This window comes from Bacillus sp. 522_BSPC (assembly GCF_001076885.1).
GTDB lineage: Bacteria > Bacillota > Bacilli > Bacillales > Cytobacillaceae > Niallia > Niallia hominis.
Map to the genome: position 1 here is coordinate 23,766 of NZ_JVDT01000029.1, position 11,222 is coordinate 34,987.

General features: G+C 34.7%; 11 protein-coding genes, 1 pseudogene and 2 riboswitches. Of the genes and pseudogenes, 7 read left to right on the top strand and 5 right to left on the bottom strand.

Annotation, left to right across the window (positions count from 1 at the left end; translation table 11 throughout):
* Nucleotides 1-127 precede the first annotated feature (127 nt).
* Both ADJ83_RS02505 and ADJ83_RS02510 read right to left on the bottom strand, forming a co-directional pair.
* Complete coding sequence (locus ADJ83_RS02505; RefSeq protein WP_031540441.1) at nucleotides 128-1,129, bottom strand: sensor histidine kinase; 1,002 nt, start codon at nucleotides 1,127-1,129, stop codon at nucleotides 128-130.
* Entirely contained in the window at nucleotides 1,126-1,815 is a 690-nt protein-coding gene (locus ADJ83_RS02510) for a response regulator transcription factor (RefSeq protein ID WP_031540440.1), read from the bottom strand. The genes ADJ83_RS02505 and ADJ83_RS02510 overlap by 4 nt, the downstream gene beginning before the upstream one ends.
* 699 nt (nucleotides 1,816-2,514) lie before the next feature.
* Between ADJ83_RS02510 and ADJ83_RS26785 the strand changes: the two are divergent.
* The 7 genes and pseudogenes from ADJ83_RS26785 to ADJ83_RS02545 all read left to right on the top strand — a co-directional run.
* A pseudogene (locus ADJ83_RS26785) lies at nucleotides 2,515-2,829 on the top strand (methyl-accepting chemotaxis protein); the annotation flags it as partial.
* A gap of 144 nt (nucleotides 2,830-2,973) precedes the next feature.
* Nucleotides 2,974-3,075: riboswitch (purine riboswitch) on the top strand.
* A 165-nt stretch (nucleotides 3,076-3,240) separates the two neighbouring features.
* A complete protein-coding gene (locus ADJ83_RS02520) occupies nucleotides 3,241-3,849 on the top strand; it encodes a xanthine phosphoribosyltransferase (RefSeq protein ID WP_031540438.1) in 609 nt (202 codons plus the stop codon).
* Between the two features lies 1 nt (nucleotide 3,850).
* Entirely contained in the window at nucleotides 3,851-5,158 is a 1,308-nt protein-coding gene (locus ADJ83_RS02525; RefSeq protein ID WP_031540437.1) for a nucleobase:cation symporter-2 family protein, read from the top strand.
* A gap of 293 nt (nucleotides 5,159-5,451) precedes the next feature.
* Complete coding sequence (gene kdsA / locus ADJ83_RS02530) at nucleotides 5,452-6,279, top strand: 3-deoxy-8-phosphooctulonate synthase (RefSeq protein ID WP_031540436.1); 828 nt, start codon at nucleotides 5,452-5,454, stop codon at nucleotides 6,277-6,279.
* A gap of 17 nt (nucleotides 6,280-6,296) precedes the next feature.
* On the top strand, nucleotides 6,297-7,280 hold the full coding sequence (locus tag ADJ83_RS02535; protein WP_031540435.1) for a KpsF/GutQ family sugar-phosphate isomerase: 984 nt from the start codon (nucleotides 6,297-6,299) through the stop codon (nucleotides 7,278-7,280).
* An 8-nt stretch (nucleotides 7,281-7,288) separates the two neighbouring features.
* The gene (locus ADJ83_RS02540) at nucleotides 7,289-7,810 is read left to right on the top strand and encodes a KdsC family phosphatase (protein ID WP_031540434.1); all 522 of its coding nucleotides are present in this window, start codon (nucleotides 7,289-7,291) and stop codon (nucleotides 7,808-7,810) included.
* Nucleotides 7,811-8,248: 438 nt separating this feature from the next.
* Nucleotides 8,249-9,430: a NupC/NupG family nucleoside CNT transporter gene (locus ADJ83_RS02545; protein WP_031540433.1), complete on the top strand. Its 1,182-nt coding sequence runs from the start codon at nucleotides 8,249-8,251 to the stop codon at nucleotides 9,428-9,430.
* Nucleotides 9,431-9,486: 56 nt separating this feature from the next.
* Here ADJ83_RS02545 and ADJ83_RS02550 read toward each other — a convergent pair whose 3' ends face one another.
* From ADJ83_RS02550 to ADJ83_RS25440, 3 genes are all read right to left on the bottom strand, one after another.
* Nucleotides 9,487-10,077 (bottom strand): DUF421 domain-containing protein, encoded by a 591-nt coding sequence (locus tag ADJ83_RS02550; protein ID WP_031540432.1) that lies wholly within the window; start codon nucleotides 10,075-10,077, stop codon nucleotides 9,487-9,489.
* A gap of 183 nt (nucleotides 10,078-10,260) precedes the next feature.
* Nucleotides 10,261-10,665 carry a YkvA family protein gene (locus tag ADJ83_RS02555; protein WP_031540431.1) on the bottom strand — a complete coding sequence of 135 codons (405 nt, stop codon included), beginning with the start codon at nucleotides 10,663-10,665 and terminating at the stop codon, nucleotides 10,261-10,263.
* A gap of 133 nt (nucleotides 10,666-10,798) precedes the next feature.
* Entirely contained in the window at nucleotides 10,799-10,945 is a 147-nt protein-coding gene (locus ADJ83_RS25440; protein ID WP_155986810.1) for a hypothetical protein, read from the bottom strand.
* Nucleotides 10,946-10,982: 37 nt separating this feature from the next.
* Nucleotides 10,983-11,099: riboswitch (cyclic di-GMP riboswitch) on the bottom strand.
* Nucleotides 11,100-11,222 lie beyond the last annotated feature (123 nt).

Below are 11,222 nucleotides of genomic sequence, written 5' to 3' on the forward strand. Positions count from 1 at the left end.
TTTTTTCACACTCCTATACATGATAGATTCATTATATAAAAGGATTTTTATACATTCCTTCGATTTGGCGAACAAATAAAAGAGGCATGTGACATTTTTGTCACGATGCCTCCCACAAACATTTTAATTAATGATGAAGTTGATCAAATGCATTGTTTTTCGGAAATGTTAGAGTCACTGTTGTTCCTTCATCTACCTTTGAATCCACCTCGATGATGATTTTTAGAGCGTCTGCAATTTTTTTGGATAGATATAATCCCATGCCTGTCGCATGATTATTTTGATGTTTAGCGGTAGAAGTGAAGCCTTTATCAAAAATTCTAGGCAAATCCTGAATGGCGATTCCAATCCCGCTATCCGCAATTTTCAAACATGTATAACCATGATGGTCATAGCTTTTTAGGATAATATCTCCCTTGCTACTATATTTCACAGCATTACTAATCAGTTGTCTCACAACAAAAGAAAGCCATTTTCCATCTGTTAGCACAGTGGTCTTTTGTAACTCGATATCAAAGCCAATCCCTTTTTGTATGCACCAAGATTGTAATGCCTTGATTTCATCGAAAAGGATATTCTCGAGATCGATACTTTCTATATATAAATCATTTTGAATAAAGGGAAACCGTTTTTGGTGGAGCTGTTGATCCAGCAAATGATGAATTCTCAGCCACTCGAACGTTAGGGATGCTTTTATTTCATGATTATCAATGGAGTCAATCAATAAACGTAATGCCGTTAACGGTGTTTTTACTTCGTGAATCCATGAAAGCAGTTCATCTTTTTCACGTTCAAGCTGTTCAAGATTTTGATTGCGCTCTTTCATTAGAATGGCAGTTTGCTGTGTAAAACTGTCCTCCATGATTTTCTCAAAAGGTGTTTTTGCTTTTGGTAAGGATGTAAGGTCTAAATCATCCTCTCGGGTAGAAAGCCCTTTATAAAAGTTTATTTCCTTTTGATATTGAAAGATTGAGAAGAGTAGAAACAAAAGCATGCTAATAAAGCAAATATAGACCATTGAATAAAAAGAGATGGTCTCATCGATACTTGCCATAAATAATTGAAACAGTTGTAGAAATAGAATAAAGATAATCCAGCTTTTTTTTTCAATTAAATATTGTTTAATCATTTTATGTCCTCTTCAATCGCCATATATCCTTGGCCAACTTTTGTTTCTATATTGCTACCAAGATGGAGCTCATCGAGTTTTTTTCGTAAACGATTTACATTTACTGTTAACGTATTGTCGCTAACGAACCGTTTATCATTCCAAAGTTCATTTATAAGATGATCTCTAGAGACGATTTTATTTTTCTGCTCTAGTAGGATTTTTAAGATGAACATTTCATTTTTCGTTAGTTCAATTTCTCCAACAGTAGAAGTTACCGTATTTTTTTCAAAATCTATTGTTGCATCGCACCATGTTTTAAGTATCGACTGCTCTAAGCTGTAATTATAAACACGACGGAGAATTGCCTGTATTTTTGCAATTAAGACATCAAAATGAAACGGTTTTTGCACAAAGTCATCTGCTCCGAGCTGCATCGACATAACCATGTCAGTTGGGTGATCTCTTGAGGATAGGAATATAATTGGCACGTTTGAATGGCCCCTTATCATTCGACACCAATGAAATCCATCATATTTAGGAAGCTGGATATCGATAAGCACTAAATCAGGTTTTATCTCCGTAAATTCCTGCATGACTCTATTGAAATCATTTATTCCAAAAGCTTCATAGGACCATTGCTCTAAGCGTTCCTTTATGGCATGAAATAATGTTTGATCATCTTCGATTAATAGTATTTTAAACATGGAAATCACCACATAATAGTTAGGTTTTAATTCTCTTTTTTGTCAATAATAAGAAGAGAACTAATATCATTATAACATGTTGCAATATATTCCAATACGAAAGAGTCGAAATCAAAAGTAAAAAATTGTGAAAATATGGTATGTTTATGGTAGTATGTTGAAGTGATTTAGAAAGATTGGAGTGCGACAACTGTGATTAAACAAGTAGAATCCTTAGAAGATATTATCCCTATAGTTCCCATTATTAAAGCAGCAATTCCTGCTGATCTCTCTATTGCAATTTGCGATAGGGACAAATTTATTGCTTATTTTCCTGGAAAGGTTATTGATTTACATATTAAACCGAATCAAGCTCTGCAGCCTGATGAACCATTAAAAGAGGCAATACGTGAAAAGAAAACGTTAAAGCAAGAGGTGCCAGCAGATTTTTACGGTTTTGAATTTATTGGAACAGCTTCTCCGATTATCAATACAAAAGGAGAAGTGATTGGCGGAATAGCTGTTCAGTTAAAAAGGCAAACAGAGATACGAAATATCGTAGATGAAATAACAAGATCTTTATCACAATCACAAGAACATATTAATAACATAGCCGATGGATCGCATTCCTTAGTGGATTTTTCCAAACTACTTTTAGAGCAATCAAATGTTGCAGAAGAAAATATAAGGAAAACGAGTGAAGTAGTTTCGATTATAAAAAAAGTGGCCGATCAGACGAATCTATTAGGATTAAATGCTGCTATTGAAGCAGCAAGAGCTGGAGAAAAGGGGAAGGGCTTTGAGGTAGTAGCGAATGAAATACGTAAATTCTCAAAAGAAACAGTCAACTTTACACAAACTATTTCTCAAACGATGGAAGAAATTAGAAGCACTACTAATGCAATCAATGAATCAATTGAAAAAATTGCGGCAATTGGTGAAAAACAAGCAGACTCGATTCAGCATACATCCGTCTTTATGGAACAAATATTAGAAATGGCAAAAAAATTAAATGATTACTCAAATAAACTGTAAATAGAGTTTTGAGAATGTCGAAAAATTGTCAGAATATTAGTGCCTAATGGATGTTATAATAAAAATAGATGGAAACTTTTCCCCTTTAAAAAATTATGGTTTTCATTTCAAAGAAAATCCGTTATAATCCATTATGTTGTCAAATAATCTAACAAAATAACCACTCGTATAATAGCAGGAATATGGCCTGCAAGTTTCTACCAGATGACCGTTAATCATCTGACTACGGGTAAGCGCATAAAAATGGAGATATACTGATCTATTGCCTAAATAGAGCAGTTTATTTTGCTCGAAAAAGCACATTCGCTTACTCATAGAGTAAGCGAATGTGCTTTTTTTCGTATTAAGAGAGGACAGTCATTACGAATACTTTGGTAACACTGTCCTCTAAAAAAGGAGAGAGTCTAGTTAATGGATTTATTGAAGAAGAAAATTGAAGAAGAAGGTATTGTTTTAAGTGATCATGTATTAAAAGTAGATTCATTCATTAATCACCAAATGGACCCTCATCTGATGAAAGAGATTGGCCTTGAATTTGCTAGATTGTTTAAAGAAGCAGGAATTACTAGAATCTTAACAATAGAGTCATCTGGTATCGCACCAGCTATAATGGCAGGGCTGGCATTAGATGTTCCTGTAATTTTTGCAAGAAAAAGAAAATCCCTGACATTAACAAGTGATTTGTATACAGCAACGGTTTATTCCTTTACTAAACGAGAGTCAAATGAAATTACTGTTTCTAAAAAGTATATTCATCCAGAAGACCATGTTCTAGTAATTGATGACTTTTTGGCTAATGGACAGGCTGCTCTTGGCTTAGCGAACATTGTCGAGCAAGCTGGTGCGACTGTAAGTGGGATTGGGATATTGATCGAAAAATCATTCCAGCAAGGAGCAGAAGAGTTAATCGCAAAAGGCTATCGATTAGAGTCTTTAGCAAGAATTGCATCTTTAAAGGGTGGAAAAGTTACATTTGCTGAACAACGAATACACGAAGGCATTTATGCAGGAGGATATTAAAATGGAAAAAATGACAGCAAAAACTTGGTCTGTAGGTCTACAACATGTACTAGCGATGTATGCAGGTGCTGTGCTCGTGCCTTTAATCGTTGGTGGGGCTCTAAACTTAACATCAGAACAATTAGCATACCTTATTTCAATCGACCTATTAACTTGTGGGGTAGCGACATTGTTACAGGTTTGGAAAAACAAATTCTTTGGGATCGGTCTTCCTGTTATGTTAGGTTGTACATTTACAGCTGTTGGTCCAATGATTGCAATTGGAACTAAGCATGGAATATCCGCTATTTATGGAGCAATTATTGTTTCTGGTATTATTGTCGTTCTTATTTCATCTATTTTCAGCAAACTAGTAAAATTCTTTCCGCCAGTTGTTACTGGCTCTGTTGTTACAATCATAGGTCTTACTTTAATTCCTGTAGCCTTTAATGATATGGCTGGTGGAGAAGGTAGTGCAGATTTTGGTAACCTAAAAAATTTAGTTCTTGCTTTTGGTGTGTTAGCAATCATTATTTTACTTAATAAGTTTACAACTGGATTTATCAAAACAATCTCTATTTTACTTGGTATTATTATTGGAACCATTATTGCATCATTTATGGGGATGGTTCATTTTTCAGAGGTAGGAGAAGCAAAGTGGCTTCATGGAATTACTCCGTTTTATTTCGGGGCTCCAACCTTCGATCTTACTTCTATCATTACGATGACACTTGTTGCTATTGTGAGTTTAATTGAATCAACAGGCGTTTATCTAGCACTCGGAGATATTACAAACAAAGAGGTATCTGAAAAGGATCTAGCGAAGGGCTATCGTTCAGAAGGAGTGGCATCTGTTATTGGTGGAATATTTAATTCATTCCCTTACACTGCGTATTCGCAAAATGTTGGGCTTGTTCAGCTAACAGGTGTAAAAACGAAAAATGTCATTTATGCAGCTGGTACGATTTTAATTATTTTAGGCTTTATTCCTAAAATTGCAGCTATCACAACATTGATTCCAACTCCAGTCCTTGGGGGAGCTTCTCTTGCGATGTTTGGAATGGTAGTGTCCTATGGTATTAAAATGCTTGGAAAAGTAGACTTTAATCAACAAGGTAACTTATTAATTCTTGCATGCTCAATAGGGATGGGACTTGGTGTAACTGTCGTTCCTGATATTTTTATGAAATTCCCAGAAAGCATCCGCATTCTTTTCCAAAGTGGTATCGTGGCAGGTGGAATAACCGCGATAATATTAAATATTTTATTTAATATTATTCCAGGTTCTCGAGTCAAAACAACTCAAATGGAAGAAAAGACAATAGCTTAATTCATTTCCTAAGGCAAAGCTTTATGAAGAGAGACTTTCCTAATATAACGGAAAGTCTTTTTTTGTCAGAAAAATAACGATGTTTTAGGGGGAAATAAAAAAAGTGTGTCAGATAATGTAACAAAATCCTTTTCAAAACATCTTCTTTCATATATTATGTAAACTACACGGTATATAATTAGAAAATTCCAAAAAATATCCTTTCCCTTATCCATCTCATCTACCACATTTTGCTTATAAAACATCATTCAGAATAATTTTAAGGAAATTCATTTATAGAGGAGGTATGTACCATTACACAAAAAGTTATATTAAACGATACTATTGTCTTTGGAGGCATGGAACCCTTTGTTCTAATTGCTGGTCCCTGTGTTATGGAGGATGAGAAACTTGTTATGGAAACGGCTGAACACCTAAAGGAATTAACAACAAAGCTAAACATCCCTTTTATCTTCAAGGCATCCTATGACAAAGCAAATCGCTCTTCCATTCATTCTTTTCGAGGACCAGGTTTGGAGAAAGGTCTTGAAATGTTAGCTAAGGTAAAAGAAACATTTGATGTGCCAGTTACATCAGATATTCATGAGCGAGCCCAAGCGATTGTTGCAGCAGAAGTATTGGATGTATTGCAAATACCAGCTTTTTTATGCAGACAAACTGATTTATTGGTTGCTGCCGCAGAAACAGGAAAGATTGTGAATGTGAAAAAGGGACAGTTTTTGGCACCGTGGGATATGAAAAATGTTGTTACTAAGTTAAGAGAGAGCGGAAATGAACAGATTTTATTAACGGAACGTGGTTCCACATTTGGCTATAATAATTTAGTTGTGGATATGCGATCTCTTATAACGATGCAGGAATTAGGGGTACCAGTCGTTTTTGATGCCACACATAGTGTTCAAATACCAGGCGGCAATGGAACAACAACTGGTGGAAAAAGAGAATTTGTTCCCTATTTATCAAGAGCTGCAGCTGCAGTAGGGATTTCTTCCATATTTATGGAGGTTCATCCGAATCCTGATGAAGCAATGTCTGATGGACCAAACATGGTGAAATTAGCCGAGTTAGAGGAAGTGTTAAAGCCAATAGTGGAGATTGATGCACTGGTGAAAAATCTGTAAGAATGGGAGTGATTTATATGCAAGAAATTAATTTACCGAAATTCGATTACACAGATACATTAGCAAACGTTTTAGAAAAAGAAGCACAAGCAATATTGGATTTAAGAGATATGTTGGATAATTCAGTAGAAGATGCCATTCAACTAATTTTATCCTGTGAAGGGAAGGTAGTGGTAACGGGTATAGGAAAGTCAGGTATTATTGGTAGAAAGATACAGGCGACTTTCTCAAGCACAGGAACACCATCCTGCTATTTGCATCCATCTGAAGGGTTGCATGGAGATTTAGGGATGGTGACTTCAGATGATGTTGTACTCGCTATTTCAAATAGTGGAGAAAGTGATGAAGTACTACGATTACTTCCTTCCATAGAAACGATTGGAGCGAAGTTAATTGCTATTACGAAAAATGTATTTTCCACTTTAGCAATGAAGGCTGATGTAGCTCTATGTCTAGGGGAGTTTGAAGAAGCATGTCCGTTAGGCTTAGCACCAACAACAAGCACAACTGTAACCCTTGCCTTAGGCGATGCTATTGCTATTGCGTTATTAGAAGCACGAAAGTTTAGACCAGAGGATTTTGCACTTTATCATCCAAATGGTTCTTTGGGTAGGAAATTATTATTAAAGGTCGACGATATTATTTTTCATACGAGGAAAAACCCTATTGTCCGAGAAGGAGACAAAGTGAAAGATGCCTTATTTGCGATGACAGATCAAGGTTTAGGAGCAGCATCGATTGTGAATGAAAACGATCAATTAATAGGGGTTCTTACAGATGGAGATATCCGTAGAGCCTTTGCCCTCTCGATGGATGTCATGAATGAAAATGTCGAAAATTTAATCTCTGCTCCGTCGATTGTAATTGAAAGAGGTGCTTTAGCTGCTGAAGCCCTGCAATTAATGGAGGAGAAAGAAATAACCGTACTCCCAATTGTGGATCCCTATAATAAACCAGTTGGAATGCTCCATCTCCATGATTTAATGAAGTTAGGCATTTAAGTAATTACATGGCGATTAAGTTAATTGTATTAGACGTGGATGGAGTATTAACAGATGGGAGACTGTATATTGGTTCAGACGGAACGGAGTATAAAGCTTTTCATACCCAGGACGGAATGGGGATTAGTCTAGCTAAACAAGTAGGGATAAAGACTGCTATTATAACGGGCAGGAAGTCTGAAGCAGTTAGAAAAAGAGCAGAAGAGTTAAAATTTGACTATGTTTTTGAAGGAATTCATGATAAGTTGATAACACTTCAGAAGATAATCGATGAAATAGGAATAGGGTTTGAGGAAGTATGCTATATGGGTGATGATCTCAACGATATTCCTATTTTAACAAAGGTAGGATGGCCATGTGCTCCCAAAAATGCGATTGATTTTGTGAAAAATCAAGTCGCATTTGTAGCTGAATCAAATGGAGGAGATGGTGCAGTTCGAGAAATGATCGATTCTCTTCTCCTGCAAAAGTATAGTCAAGAAGAAATAGTTCAGCTTTTTTTATCAAAAAAAGCAAAGATAACACAATAGTAAGGATTGGAAAGTGCGAAAGTACTTTAAAATAGTGTCCTTTTACACAGTGTGAATAATGCATATGAAACTGCAAAGCAAGAAAAGGAAAATATTCATTAAAGAATAAGAAGTAGAATATATAATAGGATAAAAGGAAGCAATTTTAGGGAGTACTTTCTAAAATTGCTTCCTTTTATTTCTGTGATTTTTGGAAAAGAATTTTGAATCGTAGAAATTAAATATATTTAGATAATTTTTTGAAAGGTTTTAATTTTATTAATTTAACCTGATATTCAATTAAAGGATGACAATGGCCTAAATATAAGGTAACATCTAAAACTGTATATCGTTTTTAATGTATTAACAATGCTTATCGAAAACATATTAACTATATTGAGATAGTTTTATGTTAAGGAGAAAGGCTTGTTTTTGTTTCTTATTTAGGAGGAATTTTCTATGTCGATTTTAGTTGGGATATTAGGTATCATCGTAACGATAGCAATTGCCTTTTTACTATCAAATGATAAAAAAAGGATTAATTTCAGAGCTATCCTCGTATTATTTGTGCTTGAATTTATTGTTGCACTAATAATGTTTAAAACTACTGTAGGACTAAAAATAGTTGAAGCTACATCCAATGGAGTTTCCAAAGTTCTTAACTATGGGAATGAAGGTGTTAGTTTTGTTACAGGTGGATTAGTTCCAGAAGGTGGAAGTGTATTTTTTATAAATGTACTGATGCTTATCATTTTCACTTCTACTTTATTATCTTTATTAACCCACATAAAAGTTTTGCCGCTAGCGATTAAATATATTGGTGGGGCATTGGCGAAAATTACTGGGTTATCAAAGGTAGTTACATTTAATAGCATTAACTCTATCTTCTTTGGTCAATCTGAATCACTTATTGCGATTAAAACACACTTAGATTCTATGAATGCCAATAAGCTATTCATTGTTTGTACATCTGCTATGGCATCTGTATCTGCATCCATTATGGGAGCATATATGGAAATGATTCCTCCGCAATATGTACTTGCTGCTATGATTTTAAATGCATTATCTGCATTAATAATTGCAACATTAGTTGCTCCTATTTCAAAAGATGAAGATGAGACAATTAACATTAAAGATGTTTCCAACACCAATTCTGTATTTGGAGCAATCTCAGCAGGAGCTTTAGATGGTGGACGCGTTGCTTTAATTGTTGCCGCTATGCTAGTTGCTTATGTAGGTTTACTAGCTTTAATTGATGGTTTCTTTACAAGTATTTTCGGAATCGGATTTACTGGATTATTAGGATATGTATTTGCGCCGGTTGCTTGGATAATGGGGATACCTGTCAGTGAAATTGTAACTGCTGGATCTGTAATGGGTACGAAATTAGCTGCAAATGAATTTGTAGCAATGCTGCAATTCCAGCCAATGATTGGGGAGTTATCAGAGAAAACAGTAGGAATTGTCTCTACATTCCTTGTATCTTTTGCAAACTTCTCTAGTATTGGGATTATTGCTGGATCGATACAAGCGATTAATGCGAAAAAAGCAGATATCGTTGCAAAATTCGGTTTGAAAATGTTATTAACAGCAACACTTGCTTCTACTTTAACAGCGACAATTGTTGGGTTGTTTTTATAATAACAAAAAAGGGACTGTCCGAAAGTCATGTTACAGACTTTTGGAGTCCCTTTTATTTATTGAAGCCACTTAGGATTATGCTGATCCTGCTCATTTATTTCGCTGAAGATATTGTTTCCATTACTCATGGTCCGAGTAGGATTAGGATTTTGTGGATTCGAAAAATACGTATGCATTATTTTTTGAAATTCTCCAACTGTTAGAGGCTTGGCGTTCTCCATATATTCAAACCCTAATTGACCATTAGGCTCGATTGTCGCATGTTTTATGTCCTCTATTTTACTGATACCATTGTTTCTTAAACGCATTTCTAATTGATCTACTGTCAATCTTAACTTTTTTAGCACTTTACTATTTATTTGTCCGTTATTAATCACTACTTTTGATTTACCTGTTATAAACTTTTCAAATCGATTTGATCTAAGCTGTAAGAACTCTAAAAGGAGTATAGTGACAACAAAAATACCCGCACTAATAATAGCTTTAAAAGTACTTTTTTCGACAATCGGTTGAACAATAATGGTTCCTAAAGAAATCATAATAACCGTTTGAGCTAGTGTCATTTGAGAAATGGATTTTCTACCAGCCAAACGGAGTAGCAATATTCCGGAAAGTATAAGTATGATTGACTGCCATATATAAGACAAAGATAACACCATCCTATTTTTAAGATAAAGATAGTTTAGCCTTGACTTTAATAATTATCCTAGAAATACTTAGGTTGTTTGCTTTCGGTTACTTTGATTTTTGGGAATAAAAAAGCAAGCGAAGAAAATAGTTGATATTTTTTCACCTGCTTTATTTTTAGGACATTAGAGATCTTTTTTTCGTTAATGCAATTTTTTATCTATATCCGTGGTATCCACTTTGTTACCAAACCACTCTGCAAGCTTTGTTCTTGCTTTAGATTTAATATCATCATCAATATACATGGCTACTTGGAGTAATGCAATCCCTAAAGCACCTAAATCATCGGTATAGCCTATCCCAACTAGAAAATCAGGTATTAAATCAATTGGTAAGATAAAATAGCCTAAAGCTCCAATAATAGTTGCTTTTACTTTTTTAGGTACATTTGGTTTTTGTAAGGTGTAATATAAAAGTAAAACCGCATAAACAACAGAGGAACCTGCTTTTTTACCAAACCTTGCAAGTTTCTTCCAGAATTTTTCCTCGGAATAATGCTTTCCTGCTACCGATATTTCTTGTTCTAATTTCTCTTTTGAATCTTCCATTATGAAAGCTCCTTTCCTAATGGTTTCCATGCCTATTCTTATCATGATTATATGCCCTTATTCCGTATAAGTAAAATATTTTCATGTTGGTTAGGTTTTACTTCTCCAATAAAAAAAGGAAAATACGAAGCCATCAAAAAAAAGAAATCCATAATGGAGTGCTTATGAGCATGCCGAAAAATAAGCCTCTTCCTATATGGCCAGTTTCAATAGAATCAATTTGTTCCTTCACAATTCTTGCTCGTTTTATTATTAATTCATCGTTATTTTCCTGTCTCAATTTTCTAGTCCCCTTCATCTGAATCGTCGAAGGTATATTCGGTAACTGGCTGGCAAGAGTATGGAATGATTGGAAATTATTCCGTCTACCTTTATACCCTGAAGCCCCTATAGCTTTGCGTCATCATTTTTCAATGATTTTGCCCTTTCGTCGATTAGTTAAATTATATTCTTAGACTAGTACAAAGTAGTCCATTATGCCAGTATCTAAAGACCTACATATATTAGTTAACAGTAAAAATAATTAATAAAAAAGGGATTAGAGGTGAATGATATAG